Consider the following 22,544-nt stretch of genomic DNA (forward strand, 5'->3'; position numbering starts at 1 on the left):
GTCAAATCACCGAGATAACATGGCACTTGACAAAGAGAGGCCCCGGCGGCGGCTGGCACCGCCCCGGGGCTGGCCGACTGATTGGGAGTCGACATGTCCAATGTAAGCACACATCTGACCTCAGCTATCGACGTAGCCCGGAGGGCCGGAACACGGCCGCTGCGAGCGGTGGCCTACCTGCGCGTTTCCACTGAAGAGCAGATGAAGGGCTACGGGGTCGCACGGCAGGACACGAAGACCACCCGGCACATCGCCCGCAAGGGGTGGGAACACGTCGGCACCTACAAAGACGAAGGCGTGCCCGGCTCGCTGGAGGCCTCAGAACGTGGTCACCTCAAGCAACTCATGGCCGATGCCCAGAAGGATCCACGTCCGTTCGACATCGTCGTCGTGCCGGACGGACGCGCCATCGGACGCAAGGGGCGAGCCTTCTGGCGCTGGGTCTGGGCCTTGGAGGACATCGGAGTATTCGTTGCCGTCGTTGCCGACGACTACGACAACACCACCGCCGAGGGGCGCAAAAAGATGCGCCGCGACGCCGACTATGCCGAAACCGAGTGGGAGACGATCCGCGACCGCACCCAGGGCGGTTTGCAGGAGAAGGCCGAGCTGGTCGAGGCTGCCCACATGGGAGGGCGCCCGCCCTTCGGATACCGCATCGAAGGCAAGGGAACCACTGGTTCACGCCTCGCAGTAGATGAGAACGAATCTGCCCTAATCCGCTACGTGCATGACCTCGTCGTGGGCGAAGGCCTGAATTTCTTCCAAGTCGCCACTCGCCTGAATTCAGAACGAAAGTTCAACCGATCCGGCAATCCTTGGACGTATGTGAATCTTCGTGACCGGATCCTCTCCTCGGCAGTACTTGACGGGCAGATGACATTTCGAGGCAAGCACGCCAAGACCGACGAGGACGGAAATCCCATCTGGGGCGAATCCATCACGATCAAGGTTCCACGCATCCTAACCAAGGAGGAATCCGCCAACCTGAAGCGGAAATCGGTAAGCCGAGTGATGTCGAGCCGCCGCGACTGTGCGACCTACCCACTGTCCGGGCGAGTGGTTAGCCTATGCAGGAGGACATACACCGGTATCAGCCGAGCGTCGACCAAGTCAGGAACTCGGGAATACCGTTGCAGTGGAGGGAATAGTAACCGAGCAGCAGGGACAGAACCTTGCGGCTGCTCATACGTGAATGCCGAGGCGCTTGAAAAGCATGTTTGGCAAGAGGTCGTCAAAGTAATTGGAGACGGTCGAAAGCTGGAAGAATTGGCCGCCGAGTGGATCGGTCTTTCCGAAGGAGATAAGGCCGCAAATATCGAGCGTATCGCCGAGCTCGACAAACAGATCGAAGATCTGAACGAGGCTATTACCGCCGTAACATTGGCCACCGCGAGGAAGACACGCTCAGCTGACGCAATCGCCGCTGCCACAGCTCCACTCGATGAAGAGCTTCAGCAACTTCAAGGGCTCCGCGATGAGGCGGCTCTGTGGCTCGCTGAGATGGAAGACGCGGAGCGGCGCAATCAGGAACTACGGGACCTTGCCAAGATGGCCCGTCACTCGTTCCTCAACATGGACCCGTCCCAACAGGCCGACATCCTTGACCTGTTGGAGGTGAAGGTGACATTCACTGGCCCCGTGCCGAAGGAACTGAAGACGGGTACACCGTGCCCGGTGCGCGCCTGGTACGAGTCAGCCGGTTCGGAAGTCCCGGCTTCCGACCTCTCCGATGCCGACTGGGCAGTAGTCGCCCCGTTGCTTCACAAGCGCCCTGGTAACGCCATCCGCCGCTCGGTGAACGCCATCTTCCACAAGGCACGTACAGGGATGTCCTGGTCCGAGATCATCGCCGAGCTGGAGGTCACCAAGACGACGGCGGATCACTTCCGCCGGTGGTCCAAGGACGGCACTTGGAAGCTGGTCAATGAAGCCCTCACGCACACAGGGCGAGTACCGGTGTGGTGCCCTGAGCTGCTGCCACCGATGACCATTGAGGGGCGAGTTGATCCTCGGATGATGCTGAGCGCCGCTGAGCCATCCCGAACGGGATACCGATGATCGTGACGCACAGGGCGAGACCGGTGACGATGTGGCCGAGGGCCAGCCACCAGCCGGCGAGGACCAGCCACAGGACGTTGCCGACGCAGGACGGCGCTCCGGCGTCGTGGCGCTCGACCGTGGTGTACCCGAACGGCCACAGGGCGTAGACGCCGATGCGGAAGGCCGCGATGCCGAACGGGATGCCGATGATGGTGATGCAGAGCAGGAGGCCCGCGAGCATGTAGCCGAGGAACAGCCAGAAGCCGCTCAGGACGAGCCAGATGACGTTGAGGATGGTCTTCACTGTGGGGGGCCTGCCATCTTTTCGAGCCGGGCGATACGGTCCGCCATCGGCGGGTGGGTGGAGAACATTTTCGAGAACCCCTGGCCTGGGCGGAAGGGGTTCGCGATCATCATGTGGCTGGCGGTCTCGATGCGGGGCTCGGGGGGCAGCGGAAGCTGCTTGGTTCCGAGTTCGAGCTTGCGCAGGGCGCTGGCGAGGGCGAGCGGGTCGCCGGTGAGCTGGGCACCGGACGCGTCGGCCTCGTACTCCCGGGAGCGGCTGATGGCCAGCTGGATGAGCGAGGCGGCGAGCGGGCCGAGGATCATGATCAGCAGCATGCCGAGGATGCCAGGGCCTTCGTCGTCATCGGAACGGCCGATCGGGATCAGCCAGGCGAAGTTGACGAGGAACATGATCACGGACGCGAGTGCGCCGGCGACCGACGAGATCAGGATGTCGCGGTTGTAGACGTGGCTCAACTCGTGGCCGATGACACCGCGCAGTTCGCGCTCGTCGAGGATGCGCAGGATGCCTTCTGTGCAGCACACGGCGGCGTTGCGCGGGTTGCGGCCCGTCGCGAAGGCGTTCGGCGCCTCGGTCGGGGAGATGTACAGGCGGGGCATGGGCTGACGGGCCTGGGTGGAGAGCTCGCGGACCATGCGGTACAGGGCCGGGGCCTCGAACTCGCTGACCGGGCGGGCGCGCATCGCACGCAGCGCCAGTTTGTCGCTGTTCCAGTACGCGTACGCGTTCGTACCCAGCGCGATCAGGACCGCGATGACGAGCCCCACACGTCCGAAGAGGCTGCCGATGACGATGATGAGTGCGGACAGTCCCCCGAGGAGGACTGCGGTCCTGAGCCCGTTGTGCCGGCGGTGCACGGTACGCCCTCCAAGTGGTGCGGCAGGGGAACCCTTTACTGGTCGATCTCCGATGCCACTGGTGCCCTGGTCTCACGTCCAGTGGACTCTTCTGTACTGGTCAACGCCAGGCGACGGCCACGGGTTCCCTGGTCTGCGCGGTGGCGGGCGTGGGCCGTCCGGGTGAGGGCGCCGGCGCGCGTGGGAGACGGGTCGCGCCACGCGCGCGTACGTGACGCTCCCCAGGGCTTCGCCCCGGGGATCAGAAGAGGCCGGTGTCGGCGAAGCGCAGGATCAGCTGGGGGGCTCCGGACAGGGCGATGCCGACGACTCCGGTGAGCGCCATCGCCGCCGTCAGCGGCGCGGGGACGATGTGGCTGACAGCCTCGCCCTCGGGGGCGCGGAACAGCAGGGTCGTCCACTGGAGGTAGTAGAACAGCGCGATCACGACGTTGACGGCCATGATCACGGCCAGCCAGCCGAGGCCCGCGTCGACGGCGGCGGAGAAAACGGTGACCTTGGCGAAGAGGCCGATGATGCCCGGCGGGAGTCCGGCGAGGCAGAGCAGGAAGAAGGCCAGGATCAGGGCGGACAAGGGGTTCCGCGCATACAGGCCGCGGTAGTCGCTGATGCGGTTGAGGGGCTTCGTACGGCCGACAAGTGCGGCCACAGCGAAGGCGCCGAGGTTCACCGCGGCGTACATGAGGGCGTAGGCGACGGTGGAGCCGATGGACCGCTCGGCGTCGTCGGAGTACGCGGCGGCGGCGATCGGCACCAGGAGGTAGCCGGCCTGACCGACCGAGGACCAGGCGAGCAGGCGAACCGCGCTGTACGCGCGCGTGGCCTGCTGGCGCAGGGCGCCGACATTGCCCACCGTCATGGTGAGGGCGGCCAGCGCCGCGAGCGCGGGCCCCCAGACGTCGGCGTACGAGGGGAGGGCGATGACCGTGATGAGGATCAGGCCGGTGAAGCCGACCGCCTTGCCTACGACCGACAAGTAGGCGGCGACGGGCAACGGCGCTCCTACGTAGGTGTCCGGAACCCAGAAGTGGAAGGGTACGGCGGCCGTCTTGAAGGCGAAGCCGATCAGGGTGAGGACTACTCCGGTCTGGGTGAGGGTTTGGAGCTGTCCGTCGACGTGCTGGATCCGGTCGGCGATCTGGGTGAGGTAGAGGGTGCTCGTGGAGGCGTACACGAAGCTGATGCCCATGAGGCTGACCGCGGTCGCGGTGACCGAGGACAGGAAGAACTTCAGGGCCGCCTCGGATGACTTGCGGTCGCCATGGCGGAGGCCGACCAGCGCGAAGGCCGGTAGAGAGGCGACTTCGAGCGCCACGATGAGGGTCGCCAGGTCCCGGGAGGCGGGCAGCAGAGCGGCTCCGGCTGCCGAGGAGAGCAGCAGGAACCAGAACTCCCCTTCGGGGAGTTCCTTGTTGGCGTCCTTGAGCGCGGTGACCGACAGGAGGGCCGCGAGGAGGGCGCCGCCGAGGACGAGGAACTGGATGACCAGGGTGAACCGGTCGGCCGTGTAGCTGCACACGTCGGCGTCGCCGGTCAGGCAGAAGGTGGAGCGGTCGCCGTCGAGGAGCGGCAGGAGCAGGAGCAGAGCGGCGGCCAGGCCAGCCACGGACGTCCAGCCGAGCACGGCCTTCTTACGCTCTTCGACGAACAGGTCGGCGACTAGGACCGCGAGTGCGACGACCGCGGTGACCGTGGGCGGCGCAACGGCGAGCCAGTCGACGGACTGGACCACCGACTCGGCCAGGGGCTGGGCCAGGCTCTGGGCCAGGGAGCTCATCGGGTGCCTCCTGCGAGGAGCTGCTGCACTGCCGGGTCGGTGAGGCCGAGGAGGGTCTTGGGCCACAGTCCGGCGACGACGGTGAGGGCGACAAGCGGGGTCCAGGCCGCGAACTCGTACGTCTGGACGTCAGCGAGCTTCGGGGCGTCCTGCGGTGCTGCGCCCATGCAGACGCGGCGGACCACGACGAGCAGGTACGCGGCGGTGAGCAGGGTGCCGAAGGCGCCGATCGCCATGAAGGTCAGGAAGGCTGGGCGGCTGAGCTCGGCGGCGGGGTCGAACGCGCCGAACAGGGCGAGCATCTCGCCCCAGAACCCGGCGAGGCCCGGCAGTCCGAGCGAGGCGACCGCGGCGAACGCGAGCAAGCCGCCGAGGCGCGGTGCCTTGCCATACAGCGCGGCGCCGGTCTGCTCGGCGAGGGCGTCTAGGTCGGTGGTGCCCGTACGGTCCTTCAGGGCACCGACCAGGAAGAACAGGAGGCCGGTGATGAGGCCGTGGGCGATGTTGGCGAACAGTGCGCCGTTCACGCCGGTCGGGGTCATCGTGGCGATACCGAGCAGGACGAAGCCCATGTGGCCGACGGAGGAGTAGGCGATGAGGCGCTTGAGGTCGCCCTTCGCGCCCTGCTTGGCGAGGGCCAGGCAGGCCAGGGATCCGTAGATGATCCCGACGACGGCGAAGGCGGCGAGGTACGGCGCGAAGTCGACGAAACCGTCAGGGGCGATCGGCAGGAGGATACGGACGAAACCGTACGTTCCCATCTTCAGCAGAACACCCGCCAGCAGGACCGAGCCGACGGTCGGCGCGGCGGTGTGGGCGTCGGGCAGCCAGCTGTGCAGCGGCCACATCGGCGTCTTGACCGCAAGCCCGACCCCGATCGCCAGAACGGCGATGACCTGCACGGATGTGGTCAGTGACCGGCCGTTGTCAGTGGCGAGTGCCACCATGTCGAATGTGCCCGCCTTGAGTCCGATCAGGAGCAGGCCGAGCAGCATGACCACGGAGCCGAGCAGCGTGTAGAGGATGAACTTCCAGGCGGCCGCGGCCCGGCCCTCGCCGCCCCAGCGGGCGATGAGGAAGTACATCGGGATGAGGACCATCTCGAAGGCGAGGAAGAACAGGAGCAGGTCGAGGACGGCGAAGGTGGCGAGGGTGCCGGACTCCAGGACGAGCAGCAGTGCGACGAAGGCCTTCGGGGTCGGACCCGCAGGCATCTTGAAGTACGAGTAGAGCGCGCAGAGGAAGGTCAGCAGCGCGGTCAGGACCAGAAGGGGGAGTGAGATGCCGTCGATGCCGAGGTGGATGCGCACGTCGAGTGCGGGGATCCAGCTGATGTCCGTGCTGGCCTGCATCTTCGACGGCTGGTCGTGGTCGAAGCCCAGCGCGAGGACGATCGCCGCGACGAGGACCGCACCGGTGACGGTGACGCCGTGCCGAAGCACCGCCTGCTCGGGCGACTTCCCCTTCAGCCCGGGCGGGGCCGGCAGGAGAGCGGCGGCCGCGCCGAGAAGCGGCCCGACGACGACGAACGCCAGAAGGAACTGCATCACGGACTCGTTGATATCGATCACGCCTGCTCACGCTCCCGTGGCGACGAGGACGGCGGCGACCGCGAGGACGACGGTGCCGGCGAGCAGCGCGCTCACATAGGTCTGCACATTGCCGGTCTGGGCGCGCCGTACGGCGACGCCGAGCCAGCGGGGTAGGGCGCCCGCGCCGCGTACGTAGGTGTCGACGACCTCGCGGTCGAGGAACCGTACGAGACTCGCGCCGGCCTGGATCGGGCGGACGAACAGTGCCTGGTACACGGCGTCGAGGTGGAAGCCGACGGCGGCATGGCGGTGCAGCGGACCGAGCAGCAGCCGTCCCGGGTCCGCCGGGTCCGGTGCGTAGGCCACTCCCCCGTACACGGGCGTGTGGCTGGCGATGGCCTCAGCCTCGACCTGGGCGGCGTCGCCTTCCGGGTGAGCCGCGACCGCACCCAGCGGGACGCGCACCGCCACGGCCGTGGTGTGACGCCAGGCCGCGTAGGTGACGATGCCGCCGACCAGGGCCACGCCCGTGCCGAGGACGGAGGTGGTGAGGGTCGGGGCAAGGTCGCGGCCGTCGAACCAGTCGGGGAGCACGCGGTAGGCGAAGGCGCCGACGGCGAGGGACGGGACGGCGAGGACCCACAGCACCACGGTCATCGTCAGCGGCTGCCTGCCGTGGTCAGGGGCCTCGGCGCCCCGGCCACGGAAAGCCAGCAGCCACAGCCGCATCGCGTAGGCGGCGGTGAGCACGGCCGTGAGGAGGCCGGCGATCAGGACGGTCCAGCCCGCGGCGCCCGGGACGTTCTCGGCGTGGCCGGTGGCGACGTGCTCGGCGGCGCCGAGGACGGACTCCTTGGAGAAGAAGCCGCTGAACGGCGGGATCGCGGCGAGCGCGAGGAGCGCCACGGTCATCGTCCAGAAGGCGTCCGGCACGCGGTCGCGCAGGTGGCTCATGCGGGACATGGCGGCCAGCGAGTTGGTGCCGGAGGCGTGGATGATCACGCCGGCCGCGAGGAACAGCAGCGCCTTGAAGGCGCCGTGCGAGAGGAGGTGGAAGACGGCGGCACCGCGGTCGGCGACCGCGAGGGCGCCGGTCATGTAGCCGAGCTGACCGATCGTCGAGTAGGCGAGGACGCGCTTGATGTCGTCCTGGGCAAGCGCGGCGAGGCCGGAGCCGATCATCGTGACGGCGGCCATCACGGCGAGGACGACCATCGCGGCCTGGGAGGCCTCGAAGACCGGGAGGAGACGCGCGACGAAGTAGACACCGGCGGCGACCATGGTCGCGGCGTGGATGAGCGCGGAGACGGGCGTCGGGCCCGCCATCGCGTCGGGGAGCCAGGTGTGCAGCGGGAACTGCGCCGACTTGCCCGCTACGCCGGCCAGGAGCAGCAGGGCGATCAGCGTCGGGTGGTCGAGCCCGCCGCTCGCGACGGTGCCGAGGATCTTGGTGATGCGGAAGGACCCGGCGTCGGTGGCCAGCGCGAACAGGCCGATGAGGAAGGGGACGTCACCGAGTTTGGTCACGAGGAAGGCCTTGATGGAGGCGGCGCGGGCCTCCGGGGTCTCCCAGTAGTGGCCGACCAGGAAGTACGAGCAGATGCCCATGATCTCCCAGCCGACCAGCAGCACCATGAGGTCGCCGGAGTAGACGACGAGCAGCATCGCGGAGGTGAACAGGGAGACGAGCGCGGCGTACGAGGGATAGCGAGGGTCTTCGCGCAGGTAGCCCGTCGAGTAGATCTGCACGCAGGTGGCGACGACGCCGACGAGTACGGCGACGAGGGCGGCGAAGCCGTCGATGTGCAGGGCGAGTTCGATCGGCACCGAACCGGTGGGCGTGAGTTCGGTGGCGGCGTCGATCGCCTGGTCGCCGCCTTGGCGCACGGCGACCATCGCGGCGAGCACGAGGGACGCGAGCGACGGCAGGACGGCGAGCGGGCGGACGAAGCCCAGGGCCGTGCGGCCCAGGAGCAGGCCGGCCGCGGCACCCAGGAACGGTAGGAGGGGGACGAGAGCGGCGAGGGTGGTCGTGGTCACGCGGTGGCCTCAGCCTTCTCGGCCTGCCCGGCGGCGAGGGCGTCGTGGTCGGGGCCGTCGGTCTCGTGGCCTTCGGCGGTGTCGCGGAGCTTGTCGATGTCCGCCGTGCCGCGGTTGCGGTGGACGGCGAGGACGATCGCCAGGCCGATGCCGATCTCGGCGGCGGCGATGGTGATGGTGAACAGGGTCAGCGCCTGACCGGAGTGCAGGGTCTCCTCGGCGGCCTTGCTGAGCCAGACGTCGAAGGCGACCAGGTTGAGGTTGACGGCGTTGAGCATCAGCTCGACCGACATCAGGACCAGGATCGCGTTGCGGCGGGCGAGGACGCCGTACAGGCCGGTGCAGAACAGGAGGGCGGAGAGTACGGCGGGGTAGGCGAGGTGCATCAGCGGGCGCCTTCCTGCTCGGCCGGCTCAGTTCCCTTGGACGATCCACTTCGCCCGATCGGGTGATTACGGGAATCCGGGGCGGACGGGGAACTCCCGGTCTCGGTCGGGGAGTTCACGGGGGGAGAGCTCGACTCCGCCTTCGCCTTGCGGGACAGGACGATCGCGCCGACCAGTGCGGCGAGGAGGAGGACGGAGAGGGCCTCGAAGGGAAGCACCCAGTTCTGGAAGAGGCTCTCGCCGGTGGCCCTGGTGGAGCCGGCGGCTGGGCCGTCGAGGTCGATCCAGGTGGTGCGGAAGGCGTCGATGACCACCCAGACCAGGGTGGCGGCCGAGGCGAGGGCCACAGTGAGGGCGGCCCAGCGGTTGCCGGAGTCGGCGTCCGGGGAGCGACCGATGGGAGCCCTGGTGAGCATCAGACCGAACAGAAGGAGGACGACGACGGATCCGACATAGATGAGGACCTGCACCCAGGCGATGAACTCGGCGGTGAGCAGGAGGTACTCGACGGCGAGGCCGCCGAGGGTGACCACCAGCCACAGGGCGGCGTGCACCAGCTGCCGGGTGGTGACGGTGACCAGCGCGGCGCCGAAGGTGACCAGGCCGACGAGGAGGAAGACGATCTCGACGCCGGTCGGGGAGAGAAACCCGTGCGTGTCGGCGGCCGTGGTCAGCGTGGCGTAGGTGGGGCTCACGACTCGCCCTCCTGCGGCTCGGTCGGCTCTTTCGGCTCGGCCTGGGCGGCCGCCAGCTTCTCGGCGGTCTTGCGGGCGGCGGCGATCTCCTTGGGCTCCTCCGCGCCAGGGTCCAGGGCGGGCGGGGCCGGGACGGTCCACATCCACTCACGGAGCTTGTCGCGCTCGTGGGTGAGGTCGCGGATGTCGGTCTCGGCGTACTCGAACTCCGGGGACCAGAACAGGGCGTCGAAAGGACAGACCTCGATGCAGATACCGCAGTACATGCACAGCGAGAAGTCGATGGCGAAGCGGTCGAGGACGTTGCGGCTGCGTTCGCGGCCTCCGGGGGTCGCCGCCGGGACCGTCTCCTTGTGGGAGTCGATGTAGATGCACCAGTCGGGGCACTCACGGGCGCACAGCATGCAGACCGTGCAGTTCTCCTCGAACAGGCCGATCACACCGCGGGTGCGGGGCGGGAGGTCGGGCTGGGTGTCCGGGTACTGCGCGGTGACGGACTTCCTCGTCATCGTGCGCAGGGTGACGGCCAGGCCTTTGGCGAGCCCAGAGCCGGGGATGGGGGCCATGGTTACTGGATCACCACCTTGACGACGCCGGTGAGGGCGATCTGGGCGAGGGAGAGGGGGACGAGAAGGGTCCAGGAGAGCTTCTGGAGCTGGTCCTCGCGCAGACGGGGATAGGTGACGCGCAGCCAGATCACGATGAAGGCGAGGACGGCCGTCTTCAGCAGGGTCCAGACCCAGCCGAGGCCGTCGGCGCCCCAGGGGCCGTGCCAGCCGCCCAGGAAGAGGACGGTGGTCAGGCCGCACAGGACGACGATTCCGGCGTATTCGGCGAGGAGGAAAAGAGCGAAGCGGAGGCCGGTGTACTCGGTGTAGGCGCCGAAGATGATCTCCGAGTCGGCGACGGGCATGTCGAAGGGCGGGCGTTGGAGTTCGGCCAGTCCGGCGACAAAGAAGACGATCGCGCCGACGATCTGCCAGGGCAGCCACCACCACTCGAAGGCGTCGAGGATGCCGGGGAGGGAGACGGTGCCGGCCGCCATCGCCACGGAGGCGGCGGTCAGCAGCATCGGGAGTTCGTAGGCCAGGAGCTGAGCGGCGGTGCGCAGGCCGCCGAGGAGGGAGAACTTGTTGGCGGAGGCCCAGCCGGCCATGAGCGAGCCGAGGACGCCGACGCCCATGACCGCCAGGACGAAGAAGATGCCCGCGTCGATGACCTCTCCGACCGCACCCTCGCCCGGGCCGATCGGGATGGCGAGGAGCACGAGCAGATAGGGAAGAAGGGCCACTGCGGGAGCGAGCTGGAAGATACGGCGGTCGGCGCCCGCCGGGACGACGTCCTCCTTCTGCGCGAACTTCACGCCGTCGGCGACGAGCTGGGCCCAGCCGTGGAAGCCACCCGCGTACATCGGGCCGAGGCGGCCCTGCATATGGGCCATGACCTTGTGTTCGGTCTGGCCGATGAGCAGGGGGAAGGTGAGGAAGACGACGAAGACGATCAGGAGTCGCAGGGTGACGTCCAGCGCGTCGTTCACTGCGGGCCTCCTGCGGGGTCGGTGCGGTCGTCGGCGGAGTTTGCGGGGTCGTCCGGGTCTGCGGGGTTCCCGTTCTCGGCCGGGGTGGCCTTTGTCTCGTCGGGCTCCGGTTGGGCGGGCTGGTCGGGCCGGCTTGGCTGGTCAGGGGCTGACGTGGATTGCTCAGAGGTCGACGCGGGCTGCTCAGGGGCAGACGCGGGCTGCTGTGCCTCGGGCTCGTCGAAGGCGGGGCGCGCGTGGTGCCAGGGGGCGTCCGGGCTTCGGGGGGCCTTGGGGGTCGGAGGGGGAGAAGGGGCCGTGTCGGGTGACGCCGCTTCGGGAGCGGGCTGCTGGCTTGCGGAGCCGTCCGAGGCGCTGCGGGATCGGCGGACGCCGGAGGGAGCGGTGCCCGTTCCCGGGCGCTGCGATGCCGAGCCTTCGCCGGCGCTGCGCGCACGCCGGGTCGGCGGGGCGGTGGGCGCGGACGGCTGCTGCCCGGCCTCCGTTCCCTCGGTCGTCGCGTCCGTCGATGTCTCGGGCCGCTGGCTCGCTGAACCCTCGCCAGCGGTCCGCGAACGTCGAGGCGAGGTCGGCGTGCTCGTGCCCGTCGGGCGCGCGGGCGTCTCCGGGGAGGGCTCGGCTGCCTGCGCGGCGGTCGGCTGGTCGGGCGAGCCCTCTGCCGACGGAACCGTTGCCTGCTGGCTGGCCGAGCCTTCCGCCGCTGTGCGTGTTCGTCGCGGTGTGCCCGCCGCGCCTGTCGTCGGAGCGACGGCCGGGGTCGAGGGATCCGGCTGGCTCGCCGAGCCCTCTGCGGCTGTGCGGGTCCGTCGTACCGGGCGGTCTCCTGCCGGGCGGGCCGGGCGTTCGGCAGCCGCGCGTCCCGCGCCTCTGGCCGGGCGGGCCGGGGCAGGGGGGAGTTGGCCTTTGAGGGGGCCCCATTCGTTGGGGTCGGGGACGCCGGGGGGCAGCATCTGGCGGCGCTTCGAGCCGCCGTGTTCGGACTCGCCGGGTTCCTTGGCGCCGGGCCAGGCCTTGGCGACTCGGGCTGCCAGGACGAAGTCCTTGCGGAGGGGGTGGCCCTCGAAGTTGTCGGGGAGGAGCAGGTGGTCCAGGGCGGGGTGGTCGGCGAACAGGACGCCGAACATTTCGTGGGTCTCGCGTTCGTGCCAGGCGGCGCCCGCGTAGACGCCGATCGCCGTGGGCAGGGTCGGTGCCTCGTGCGGGACGGTCGTACGGACCAGGAGGCGTCGTACCGGGGACAGGGCCGCGACGTGGGCGGCGACGCGGAAGCCGGTGCCGGGTTCGTCGACCGCGCTCAGCCAGTCGAAGTAGGTGCAGCCCAGTTCGTCGCGTGCTGTCTTCAGGGCCGCGATCCAGGACGCCGGGGGGACGTCGACGGTAAGGACGTCGTACGACTCCTCGGCGGTGGCCTCCGGGCCGAAGAGGTCCTCGACGGGGGCGGGCAGCCAGCCGGTCGTCGTCATCGGCCGGCCTCCCCCGTGTCCGTGCCACTGGTGCTGCCGGGGTTCGGCGGCTTCACCAGGCCGCTCTGCAGGGCCGCCGTGGACGGGCGGGCCGGCTCGGTGCCGTACCGCTCGCCGAGGGACTCCCGGGCGATCTTTTCCTGGAGCTTCAGGATTCCCTGGAGCAGCGCTTCGGGCCGGGGCGGGCAGCCGGGGACGTACACGTCCACAGGGATGATCTGGTCGACGCCCTTGGTGACGGAGTAGGAGTCCCAGTACGGGCCGCCGCAGTTGGAGCAGGCACCGAAGGAGATGACGTACTTCGGCTCGGGCATCTGTTCGTACAGGCGCTTCACGGCCGGGGCCATCTTGTCCGTGACCGTGCCGGAGACGACCATCAGGTCGGCCTGGCGCGGACCCGGTGCGAACGGGATCACGCCGAGCCGGATGAAGTCGTGGCGGGCCATCGACGCGGCGATGAACTCGATGGCGCAGCAGGCGAGGCCGAAGTTGAAGACCCAGAGCGAGTAGCGGCGGCCCCAGTTCAGGATCACCTTCATCGGCTCGGGAGCGAGGCGGGCCAGTGCGCCCAGCCTTTTCGGCTCCGGGAGCAGAACGGGCTGCTCGTTGGTGTCTGGCGTCACGTCCATGCCAGAACGCCCTTCTTGTATGCGTAGAGCAGGCCCACGGCCAGGAAGCCGAGGAAGATGAACATCTCGACGAGCGTGGTCGCGCCGTAGCCCGGGTCGGCGAAGACCGTGGCCCAGGGGAACAGGAAGATCGAGTCGATGGCGAAGATCACGTACAGGAAGGCGTAGACGTAGTAGCGGACCTGGGTGTGGGCCCAGCCCTCGCCCACGGGGTCGACGCCGCACTCGTACGTCAGGAGCTTCTCGGGTGTGGGGACCACGGGGCGCAGCAGGCGGCCCGCGCCGAAGGCGACGGCGACGAACAGCACGCCGACGACGGCCAGCAGTCCGACGACCGAGTAGGACTGGAAGTAGTCCGCCGCCACGACGACGGTCTGTTCCGACACGTCCGCCCCTCGCTCCCTGACCTCGTCACCGATGCCCTCAGGACCAGTGTCCTGCGCCTGGTGACCCCGTGAACACTGCTGTTTCGGGTGAACACTGCTTCCGGTGAACACCACTGTTCGACGATCTGTACGCACGGGAGTCTAGGCCCTGCTAAAGAGACCGTAAGCAGCCCGTCACGCGTTGAGATCCCGTCGAGATACGACGGTCCGGCACCTGGGCGGGCCGGGGGTGGGGATTTCCCCCGTAGACGACGGCAGTCCGCCTCATGGCGCGGCGGCTCACCGCGCGGCACGCTAGCCCATATGACCGAACGCCCCAGCCCTTCGCGGGACGCCTCCGGGCGGTCCGACGGCGACCAGCCGCCGCTGCCGCCCGCCCGTTTCGCCTACGACCGGCACACCTGGAAGGAGATCGCCCATCTCCTGGCGAACCTTCCGTTGTCGCTGCTCGGCTTCACCTATGTCGCGGTGGTGCTGTTCACCGGGGCCTTCCTGACCCTGACGGTGATCGGTTTCCCGCTGCTCGCGGCCGGTCTGATGGGCGCGCGGCAACTGGGCAAGCTGGAGCGGGCCCGCGCGCGTGCGCTGCTCGGGGTGCGGGTGGACGAGCCGAGTCCGTTGCCTTTGCGCGGCGGGAAGAACGGGTTCTTCCCGCAGCTGTGGCTGGCGCTGAAGGACCCGGTGGGCTGGCGCACGATCCTTTACGACTTCATCCGGCTGCCCTGGGGCGTCCTCACCTTCGCCATCACGCTGACCTCGCTGTTCGTGCTGTGGCCGGTGCTGCCGTTCATCGCGCGGGGCCTGACGAACGCGGACCGGGCGATGGTGCGCGGCCTGCTGTCGCCCTCCGACGAGCTGGAGCGCCGGATCGCCGAGCTGGAGTCGGACCGTGGGGTCGTCGTGGACACGGCGGCCGCGGATCTGCGGCGTATCGAGCGCGACCTGCACGACGGCGCGCAGGCCCGTCTGGTCAACCTGGCCATGGGGCTGGGCCTGGCCAAGGAGAAGCTGCTGGAGGATCCCGACTCGGCGGCGGCGATGGTCGCGGAGGCGCACGGCGAGGTGAAGCTGGCCCTCCAGGAGCTACGGGATCTCGCCCGGGGCATTCATCCGGCCGTGCTCACCGACCGCGGGCTGGACGCCGCGCTGTCGGCGGTGGCCTCACGTTGCACGGTGCCGGTGAAGGTGACCGTCGACCTGCTGTCCAGACCGGCGGCGGCCATCGAGGGCATCGCCTATTTCACCGTCTCCGAGCTGCTGCAGAACATCAGCAAGCACAGCGCGGCGAGGTCGGCGTCGGTCGACGTGTGGCGGACGGACGACCGGTTGCTCATCCAGGTGGGGGACGACGGGCGCGGAGGTGCGCGCCTGGCCGGCGGTACGGGCCTGCGTGGGCTCGCCGACCGGCTGGACGCCGTGGACGGCCTGTTCGTCATCGAGTCACCGCAGGGCGGTCCGACGACCGTGACGGCGGAGCTGCCTTGGCGGGACCGCGTCCCCGTGCAGGGGTAGCCGGGGCGAGGCAGAGCCCGGTCAGGGGTGGGGAAAACCCCCCGTTCGAGACGCCGACGGCCTCCATGGTCCACGGGCCCGCGGTCGACCAGGGTGGAGATACGACGGCACAGCCCCGGCGGCGGGGCTGACGGGACGAGGAGAACGGACGACGCCGATGGCCACGGAGTACGGACAGGGCTACGGGCACGGGCTCGGTTATGCCGAGCGCGGCCTTCCCGAGCACGGCGGCGAGCGACGGCACCGGCTGCCGGCCGGGCTGCGGGCGCCGTTCGAGGGACGCAGCTGGCGGGAGTTCTCGTATGTGCTGCTGGGGTTGCCGATCAGCATCCTGCTGTTCGTGTACGCCATCACGATGGTGTCGCTGGGCGCGGGCCTGCTGGTGACGTTCCTCGGTATACCAGTGCTGGCGGCGGGGCTGGCCGGCTGCCGGGGCCTCGGGGCGCTGGAGCGGGCACGCGCGCGTGCGCTGCTGGACCTGGAGGTGGCGGACCCGGAGCCACTGCGGATGCGCCGGCGCGGCTTCATGGCGTGGATGGGCGCCGTACTGAAGAGCGGGACGTCGTGGCGCAGTGCGCTGTACGCGGTGCTGCACTTTCCCTGGGCGGTGTTCTCCTTCGTCGTCGCCGTGAACTTCTGGGCGTACGGCTGGGCGCTGCTGACGTATCCGCTGTGGTTCTGGGTGTTCCCGCTGTGGGCCGGTCAGGACGGTCTTCAGGTGTTCGGCGACGAGACCCACAGCATCTACCTCGACAACCCTTTCGAGATCGCGCTGACCGCGGTGATCGGGTTGCTGTTCACGCTGGCCACGCCCTGGATCGTGCGGGCGCTCACGACGGTGGACCGGCTGCTGGTGCACGGCCTGCTCGGCCCGTCGCGGCTCGCCACGCGCGTGGTGGAGCTGGAGTCGGACCGCGGTGTCGTCGTCGACACGGCCGCTGCCGACCTGCGCCGCATCGAGCGCGATCTGCACGACGGCGCCCAGGCCCGTCTGGTCGCCCTGGCCATGGATCTCGGTCTCGCGAAGGAGAAGCTGACCGAGGACCCGCAGGCCGCGGCGCGGATGGTCGACGAGGCGCACGGCGAGGTGAAGACGGCGCTGCAGGAGCTGCGGGATCTGGCGCGTGGCATCCATCCGGCGGTCCTGACCGACCGGGGGCTGGACGCGGCCCTGTCGGCGGTGGCCTCGCGGTGCACGGTGCCGGTGGAGGTCCAGGTGGATCTGGAGGAGCGGCCGGTGCCGGCGATCGAGGGGATCGCCTATTTCACGGTCTCGGAGCTGCTGCAGAACATCAGCAAGCACTCGCGGGCGACGTGGGCGGCGGTGGACGTGTGGCGGGTGGAGAACCGGCTGATGTTGCAGGTCGTGGACAACGGCGTCGGTGGCGCGGGCACCTCCGGCGGCTCGGGGCTGGCGGGGCTGGCCGAGCGGCTGGACGCGGTGGACGGGATCCTGGTGGTCGACTCACCGGCCGGCGGGCCCACCCGCGTGACGGCGGAGCTTCCCTGGCGGACCGTGTAGGCCGGGGGTGCGGTTCGGGTGCCCTTCGGCGCCTCATTGAGAGGGGATCCGGCCCCGGGATCCGGCCCCGTGATCCGGCTCCGTGATCCGGCTCCGGTTGGTTCGGGGCCGGATTTCCGTATGGCGGCGGCATAGCAGGCCTTGGCCGCAAGCGCGCCATCACCGCGAGCGCTCCTCGGCGGCGAGCACGCCACCGACGCGAGCACGCCACCGACGCGAGCCCGCCACGGCAAGCACACCTTGAGCACGTCACCACGCCACGGCAAGCACACCCTGAGCACGTCACGTCGTTCGGGCGCAGGTTATCCACAGGCCCGGTGCGGAAGAGCCGATCGCGGGATACTGAGGGCGCGAAGGACGAAGGGCCGGGACACGCTCGGCCGAATGCCAAGGCACACGGGGGGCCGGGGACGTGGAGGACAGGGTGCGGGTGGTCATCGCCGAGGACTCGGTGCTGCTCAGGGAGGGGCTGACCCGGCTGTTGACCGACCGTGGGCACGAGGTCGTGGCGGGCGTCGGAGACGGTGACGCGCTGATCAAGACCATCACCGAGCTGGACGGACAGGGCGAGCTGCCGGACGTGGTGGTGGCGGACGTGAGAATGCCGCCGACGCACACCGACGAAGGAGTTCGGGCCGCCGTACAGCTGCGCAAGTCGCACCCCGGCCTGGGGGTACTCGTACTGTCGCAGTACGTGGAGGAGCGGTACGCCACGGAACTGCTGGCCGGGTCCAGCCGCGGGGTCGGCTATCTGCTCAAGGACCGCGTGGCGGAGGTTCGTGAGTTCGTGGACGCGGTCGTGCGGGTGGCCCGAGGGGGTACGGCACTCGACCCGGAGGTCGTCGCCCAGCTGCTGGGCCGCAGCCGTAAGCAGGACGTGCTCGCGGGGCTCACGCCGCGTGAGCGGGAGGTCCTAGGACTGATGGCCGAGGGGCGGACCAACTCGGCCATCGCCCGGCAGCTGGTGGTGAGCGACGGAGCGGTCGAGAAGCACGTCAGCAACATCTTTCTGAAGCTCGGGCTGTCGCAGAGCGACGGGGACCACCGGCGGGTTCTGGCGGTCCTCACCTATCTGAACTCCTGACGATCTGACACCGTGTCAGAAAGCTGGCTTCCGCCGAGCCGGAGGCCCAGAACCAAAGACCGAGCGGGGAGCGTCTTCAAGGAAGCGCCGGGGGGCGTGTAAATCATGACAAGTCCGGGTGGTGCACCACCTCAAAGCCACGTCCGTCATGCGAATGGCCCAGGGAGAGCGACCTTTGCGGACGTAGGGTTGATCCTGGGAAGGCTTGCGGGAAGGCCGTGCCCAGATGCCGCCTCGAAGGAGGTCCAGTTCAGTGACCAGCCAGGTCAGTAGCCCAGCGGAGCAGGCCGACGAAGCCGTCGTGGGAGAGCAGCGCAAACCGGCAGGGACGAAGGACGTCCGCCGGCTGGACCGGGTGATCATTCGTTTCGCGGGGGACTCCGGGGACGGTATGCAGCTCACCGGCGACCGTTTCACCTCGGAGACAGCGACCTTCGGCAACGATCTGTCGACGTTGCCGAACTTCCCGGCCGAGATCCGCGCCCCCGCAGGCACTCTGCCGGGCGTGTCCTCCTTCCAGCTGCACTTCGCCGACCACGACATCCTCACTCCGGGCGACGCGCCGAACGTGCTGGTCGCGATGAACCCGGCAGCCCTGAAGGCCAACATCGCCGATCTGCCGCGCGGCGCGGAGATCATCGTCAACACGGACGAGTTCACCAAACGGGCGATGCAGAAAGTGGGCTACGACGCCTCGCCGCTGGAGGACGGCTCGCTCGACGGGTACAGCCTCCACCCGGTGCCGCTGACGACGCTGACGGTCGAGGCGCTGAAGGAGTTCGACCTCACCCGCAAGGAGGCCGAGCGCAGCAAGAACATGTTCGCGCTGGGCCTGCTGAGCTGGATGTACCACCGGCCGACCGAGGGCACGGAGAAGTTCCTGACCTCGAAGTTCGCCAAGAAACCGGACATCGCGGCCGCCAACATCGCCGCCTTCCGCGCGGGCTGGAACTTCGGCGAGACGACCGAGGACTTCGCCGTCTCCTACGAGATCGCCCCGGCCACGACGGCTTTCCCGGTCGGCACCTACCGCAACATCTCCGGGAACCTCGCCCTGTCCTACGGACTGGTCGCCGCGTCCCGTCAGGCGGACCTGCCGCTGTATCTGGGCTCGTACCCGATCACCCCGGCCTCGGACATCCTGCACGAGCTGAGCAAGCACAAGAACTTCGGCGTACGGACCTTCCAGGCCGAGGACGAGATCGCCGGTATCGGTGCGGCCCTGGGGGCGGCCTTCGGCGGCTCGCTGGCGGTGACCACGACCTCCGGCCCCGGCGTGGCGCTGAAGTCGGAGACCATCGGGCTGGCCGTGTCGCTGGAGCTGCCGCTGCTGGTGATCGACATCCAGCGCGGCGGGCCGTCGACGGGGCTGCCGACCAAGACCGAGCAGGCTGACCTGTTGCAGGCCATGTTCGGCCGCAACGGCGAGGCGCCGGTGCCGATCGTCGCCCCGTGCACCCCGGCCGACTGCTTCGACGCGGCCCTGGAGGCGGCGCGGATCGCGCTCACGTACCGCACGCCGGTGATGCTGCTGTCGGACGGCTATCTGGCCAACGGCTCGGAGCCCTGGCGGATCCCGGAGCTGGACGAGCTGCCGGATCTGACGGTGCAGTTCGCGCAGGGTCCGAACCACACCCTGGAGGACGGCAGCGAGGTCTTCTGGCCGTACAAGCGCGACCCGCAGACCCTCGCCCGGCCCTGGGCGATCCCGGGGACCCCGGGCCTGGAGCACCGGATCGGCGGCATCGAGAAGGAGGACGGCACGGGCAACATCTCGTACGCCCCGGCCAACCACGACTTCATGGTCCGCACCCGCCAGGCCAAGATCGACGGCATCGAGGTGCCGGACCTGGAGGTCGACGACCCGCACGAGGCGACGACGCTGGTGCTGGGCTGGGGATCGACGTACGGCCCGATCACGGCCGCGGTCCGTCGGCTGCGCAACGCCGGCGAGTCGATCGCGCAGGCGCACTTGCGCCATCTGAACCCGTTCCCACGCAACCTGGGCGTGGTACTCGGACGCTACGAGAAGGTGGTGATCCCCGAGATGAACCTCGGCCAGCTCGCCACCCTGATCCGGGCGAAGTACCTGGTGGACGCGCACTCGTACAACCAGGTCAACGGCATGCCGTTCAAGGCGGAACAGCTCGCCAAGGCGCTCAAGGAGGCCATCGATGGCTGAGACGTCCACGGAAGGCACGGGCACGATCGAGGCACTCTCGCTCGTCCCCAAGGCCGAGGCCCGCCAGTCCATGAAGGACTTCAAGTCCGATCAGGAAGTGCGCTGGTGCCCCGGCTGCGGTGACTACGCGATCCTGGCCGCGGTCCAGGGCTTCATGCCGGAGCTGGGCCTGGCCAAGGAGAACATCGTCTTCGTCTCGGGCATCGGCTGTTCCTCCCGCTTCCCGTACTACATGAACACGTACGGGATGCACTCCATCCACGGCCGCGCCCCCGCCATCGCGACGGGCCTCGCCACCTCGCGGCGGGACCTGAGCGTGTGGGTGGTGACCGGTGACGGCGACGCGCTGTCGATCGGCGGCAACCACCTGATCCACGCCCTGCGGCGCAACGTCAACCTCAAGATCCTGCTGTTCAACAACCGGATCTACGGTCTGACGAAGGGCCAGTACTCCCCCACCTCCGAGGTCGGCAAGATCACCAAGTCGACGCCGATGGGGTCGCTGGACGCGCCCTTCAACCCGGTGTCCCTGGCCATCGGCGCCGAGGCGTCCTTCGTGGCGCGCACGGTGGACTCCGACCGCAAGCACCTCACCCAGGTGCTGCGCGAGGCGGCGGCTCACAAGGGCACGGCGCTGATCGAGATCTACCAGAACTGCAACATCTTCAACGACGGCGCCTTCGAGGTCCTCAAGGACAGGCAGCAGGCCGAGGAGGCGGTGATCCGGCTGGAGCACGGGCAGCCGATCCGCTTCGGCACGGGCGGGGCGCGCGGCGTCGTACGCGATGTGCGGACCGGCGACCTGAAGGTCGTCACCGTGACCCCGGAGAACGAGTCGCAGGTCCTGGTCCACGACGCGCACTCGGCGTCCCCGACCACGGCGTTCGCGCTGTCCCGGCTGGCCGACCCGGACACCCTGCACCACACGCCGATCGGTGTGTTCCGCTCGGTGGAGCGTCCGGTGTACGACACCCAGATGGCGGACCAGCTGGACACGGCGATCGAGCAGAACGGCAAGGGGGATCTGGCCGCGCTGTTGGCGGGCGGCGACACCTGGACCGTGGTGGGCTGACCGGCCCGTTCGAACACGGTTGAGGGCCCGGTGCCGTACGGCGCCGGGCCCCTCGTCGTCGAGCGAGCCGTCGAGCCGTTGAGCCGTTCCAGCGGTTCAGCCGTTCCAGCGGATCAGCCGCGTGAGTCGGCCTTGCGCGCGTCGTACGCCTCGCGCGCCTTCTCGACGTCGCCCATCCGCTCGCTGGTCCACAGCGCCAGCCCGCGCACCTGTTCGGCCGCCTCGCGGCCCAGGTCGGTCAGGGAGTAGTCGACCCTCGGGGGGATCACCGGCTTGGCGTCACGGTGGACCAGACCGTCGCGTTCCAGGGTCTGGAGGGTCTGCGTGAGCATCTTCTCGCTGACGCGGCCGATCGTGCGGCGCAGTTCGCTGAAGCGGTAGGGGCGCTCCAGCAGCTCGATCAGCACGAGGACGCCCCAGCGGCTGGTGACATGCTCCAGGACCAGGCGATAGGGGCACATCGACTCACCGATGTCGTACTTGCTCGTCGCTGCGTCCGCCACGGGACTTACTGCGGGACTTACTGCCATGCAAGTACCTTACTTCAAAGTGGGTACTTTCGAAGAGTTAGCGCACTCCCTAGGGTTAGTGACAGCACCGAACGCACCCCCTCAAGGAGTTCTGATCATGAGCATCGTCGTCACCGGAGCCACCGGACACCTGGGCCGCCACGTCGTGGAGCAGCTGCTGGAGAAGGTTCCGGCCGACCAGGTCACCGCCGTCGTCCGCACCCCCGAGAAGGTCGCCGACCTCGCCGAGCGCGGCGTGAAGATCGCCACCGCCGACTACAACACCCCCGAGACCTTCGACGGACTGTTCGCGGCCGGCGACAAGGTGCTGCTCATATCCGGTAACGAGTTCGACAAGGGCCGCGTCGGCCAGCACCAGGTCGTCATCAACGCCGCCAAGGCCGCCGACGTGGCCCTGCTCGCCTACACCAGCGCGCCCGGCACCCTCACGGCCGCCCTCGCCGACGACCACCGGGGCACCGAGAAGGCGCTCCTGGAGTCCGGTCTGCCGTACGCGCTGCTGCGCAACGGCTGGTACCACGAGAACTACACCGAGAACCTCGCGCCGGTCCTGCAGTACAACGCGGTCACCCACGCCGCCGGCGAGGGCCGCGTCTCCTCCGCCTCCCGCGCCGACTACGCGGCCGCCGCGGTCGCCGTGCTGACCGGCGAGGGTCACGAGAACCAGACGTACGAGCTGGGCGGCGACGTCGCCTGGAACTTCACCGAGTACGCCGCCGAGCTGAGCCGGCAGACCGGCAAGGAGATCGCCAACAACGCCGTCTCCGTGGAGGCCTTCGCCGGCATCCTGACCGGCGCCGGGCTGCCCGAGCCGCTCGCCGCGACCCTCGCCGGCGTGGACGCCTCCGTCGAGAAGGGCGAGCTGGTCGTCGACAGCGGGGACCTGTCCCGCCTGACCGGCCGCCCGACCACGCCGCTCGCCGACGCCATCGCGGCCGCGCTCAAGGGCTGACACCCCGGAACCCCCCGGAGCCCCTGAAACTACCTGGA

Annotated in this window: 19 protein-coding genes and 1 pseudogene; 7 read left to right on the forward strand and 13 right to left on the reverse strand. The window is 69.2% G+C overall.

The annotated features are described in order from the left end of the window. Positions 1 to 93 precede the first annotated feature (93 nt). A pseudogene (locus AQJ67_RS46195) lies at positions 94 to 1,911 on the forward strand (recombinase family protein); the annotation flags it as partial. Positions 1,912 to 1,936: 25 nt separating this feature from the next. Here the strand turns inward: AQJ67_RS46195 and AQJ67_RS38020 are convergent. From AQJ67_RS38020 to AQJ67_RS38075, 12 genes are all read right to left on the reverse strand, one after another. Continuing rightward, the gene (locus tag AQJ67_RS38020; RefSeq protein ID WP_341846191.1) at positions 1,937 to 2,347 is read right to left on the reverse strand and encodes a YccF domain-containing protein; all 411 of its coding nucleotides are present in this window, start codon (positions 2,345 to 2,347) and stop codon (positions 1,937 to 1,939) included. Continuing rightward, positions 2,344 to 3,207: a zinc metalloprotease HtpX gene (gene htpX, locus AQJ67_RS38025; RefSeq protein ID WP_062724067.1), complete on the reverse strand. Its 864-nt coding sequence runs from the start codon at positions 3,205 to 3,207 to the stop codon at positions 2,344 to 2,346. Before htpX ends, AQJ67_RS38020 begins: the two co-directional genes overlap by 4 nt. A 241-nt stretch (positions 3,208 to 3,448) precedes the next feature. Continuing rightward, positions 3,449 to 4,984 carry an NADH-quinone oxidoreductase subunit N gene (locus AQJ67_RS38030; RefSeq protein ID WP_062724068.1) on the reverse strand — a complete coding sequence of 512 codons (1,536 nt, stop codon included), beginning with the start codon at positions 4,982 to 4,984 and terminating at the stop codon, positions 3,449 to 3,451. Beyond that, positions 4,981 to 6,555: a complex I subunit 4 family protein gene (locus AQJ67_RS38035; protein ID WP_062724069.1), complete on the reverse strand. Its 1,575-nt coding sequence runs from the start codon at positions 6,553 to 6,555 to the stop codon at positions 4,981 to 4,983. Before AQJ67_RS38035 ends, AQJ67_RS38030 begins: the two co-directional genes overlap by 4 nt. Positions 6,556 to 6,561: 6 nt before the next feature. Beyond that, the gene (locus tag AQJ67_RS38040) at positions 6,562 to 8,556 is read right to left on the reverse strand and encodes an NADH-quinone oxidoreductase subunit 5 family protein (protein WP_062724070.1); all 1,995 of its coding nucleotides are present in this window, start codon (positions 8,554 to 8,556) and stop codon (positions 6,562 to 6,564) included. After that, entirely contained in the window at positions 8,553 to 8,942 is a 390-nt protein-coding gene (nuoK, locus tag AQJ67_RS38045) for an NADH-quinone oxidoreductase subunit NuoK (RefSeq protein WP_062724071.1), read from the reverse strand. Before nuoK ends, AQJ67_RS38040 begins: the two co-directional genes overlap by 4 nt. Beyond that, positions 8,942 to 9,637, reverse strand: coding sequence for an NADH-quinone oxidoreductase subunit J family protein (locus AQJ67_RS38050; protein WP_425264214.1), 696 nt, complete (start codon positions 9,635 to 9,637; stop codon positions 8,942 to 8,944). Before AQJ67_RS38050 ends, nuoK begins: the two co-directional genes overlap by 1 nt. Then, positions 9,634 to 10,203: a NuoI/complex I 23 kDa subunit family protein gene (locus tag AQJ67_RS38055; protein ID WP_062724072.1), complete on the reverse strand. Its 570-nt coding sequence runs from the start codon at positions 10,201 to 10,203 to the stop codon at positions 9,634 to 9,636. Before AQJ67_RS38055 ends, AQJ67_RS38050 begins: the two co-directional genes overlap by 4 nt. Positions 10,204 to 10,205: 2 nt before the next feature. Next, entirely contained in the window at positions 10,206 to 11,174 is a 969-nt protein-coding gene (locus AQJ67_RS38060; RefSeq protein ID WP_062724073.1) for a complex I subunit 1/NuoH family protein, read from the reverse strand. Next, on the reverse strand, positions 11,171 to 12,637 hold the full coding sequence (locus AQJ67_RS38065; RefSeq protein ID WP_062724074.1) for an NADH-quinone oxidoreductase subunit C: 1,467 nt from the start codon (positions 12,635 to 12,637) through the stop codon (positions 11,171 to 11,173). Before AQJ67_RS38065 ends, AQJ67_RS38060 begins: the two co-directional genes overlap by 4 nt. Next, the gene (locus AQJ67_RS38070) at positions 12,634 to 13,266 is read right to left on the reverse strand and encodes an NADH-quinone oxidoreductase subunit B (RefSeq protein WP_062724075.1); all 633 of its coding nucleotides are present in this window, start codon (positions 13,264 to 13,266) and stop codon (positions 12,634 to 12,636) included. The genes AQJ67_RS38065 and AQJ67_RS38070 overlap by 4 nt, the downstream gene beginning before the upstream one ends. Beyond that, positions 13,257 to 13,652 (reverse strand): NADH-quinone oxidoreductase subunit A, encoded by a 396-nt coding sequence (locus AQJ67_RS38075; RefSeq protein ID WP_062724076.1) that lies wholly within the window; start codon positions 13,650 to 13,652, stop codon positions 13,257 to 13,259. Before AQJ67_RS38075 ends, AQJ67_RS38070 begins: the two co-directional genes overlap by 10 nt. A 303-nt stretch (positions 13,653 to 13,955) precedes the next feature. Here AQJ67_RS38075 and AQJ67_RS38080 point away from each other — a divergent pair, with 303 nt between their 5' ends. The 5 genes from AQJ67_RS38080 (at position 13,956) to AQJ67_RS38100 (ending at position 21,024) form a co-directional block, all read left to right on the forward strand. Beyond that, a complete protein-coding gene (locus AQJ67_RS38080; protein WP_062724077.1) occupies positions 13,956 to 15,164 on the forward strand; it encodes a sensor histidine kinase in 1,209 nt (402 codons plus the stop codon). Between the two features lie 157 nt (positions 15,165 to 15,321). Then, a complete protein-coding gene (locus AQJ67_RS38085) occupies positions 15,322 to 16,686 on the forward strand; it encodes a sensor histidine kinase (protein ID WP_062724078.1) in 1,365 nt (454 codons plus the stop codon). Positions 16,687 to 17,110: 424 nt separating this feature from the next. Further along, a complete protein-coding gene (locus tag AQJ67_RS38090) occupies positions 17,111 to 17,770 on the forward strand; it encodes a response regulator transcription factor (RefSeq protein ID WP_279616921.1) in 660 nt (219 codons plus the stop codon). Positions 17,771 to 18,023: 253 nt separating this feature from the next. After that, positions 18,024 to 19,952, forward strand: a complete 1,929-nt coding sequence (locus AQJ67_RS38095) for a 2-oxoacid:acceptor oxidoreductase subunit alpha (RefSeq protein ID WP_062724080.1) — start codon at positions 18,024 to 18,026, stop codon at positions 19,950 to 19,952. Further along, positions 19,945 to 21,024 (forward strand): 2-oxoacid:ferredoxin oxidoreductase subunit beta, encoded by a 1,080-nt coding sequence (locus tag AQJ67_RS38100; protein WP_062724081.1) that lies wholly within the window; start codon positions 19,945 to 19,947, stop codon positions 21,022 to 21,024. The genes AQJ67_RS38095 and AQJ67_RS38100 overlap by 8 nt, the downstream gene beginning before the upstream one ends. 113 nt (positions 21,025 to 21,137) lie before the next feature. Here AQJ67_RS38100 and AQJ67_RS38105 read toward each other — a convergent pair whose 3' ends face one another. Beyond that, positions 21,138 to 21,554 carry a winged helix-turn-helix transcriptional regulator gene (locus AQJ67_RS38105; protein ID WP_062724082.1) on the reverse strand — a complete coding sequence of 139 codons (417 nt, stop codon included), beginning with the start codon at positions 21,552 to 21,554 and terminating at the stop codon, positions 21,138 to 21,140. Between the two features lie 97 nt (positions 21,555 to 21,651). On the opposite strand from AQJ67_RS38105, the gene AQJ67_RS38110 reads away from it, so the two are divergent. Further along, positions 21,652 to 22,506, forward strand: coding sequence for an SDR family oxidoreductase (locus tag AQJ67_RS38110; protein WP_062724083.1), 855 nt, complete (start codon positions 21,652 to 21,654; stop codon positions 22,504 to 22,506). The last annotated feature ends 38 nt before the right edge of the window (positions 22,507 to 22,544 follow it).

It is taken from the genome of Streptomyces caeruleatus, assembly GCF_001514235.1.
Taxonomy (GTDB): Bacteria; Actinomycetota; Actinomycetes; order Streptomycetales; family Streptomycetaceae; genus Streptomyces; species Streptomyces caeruleatus.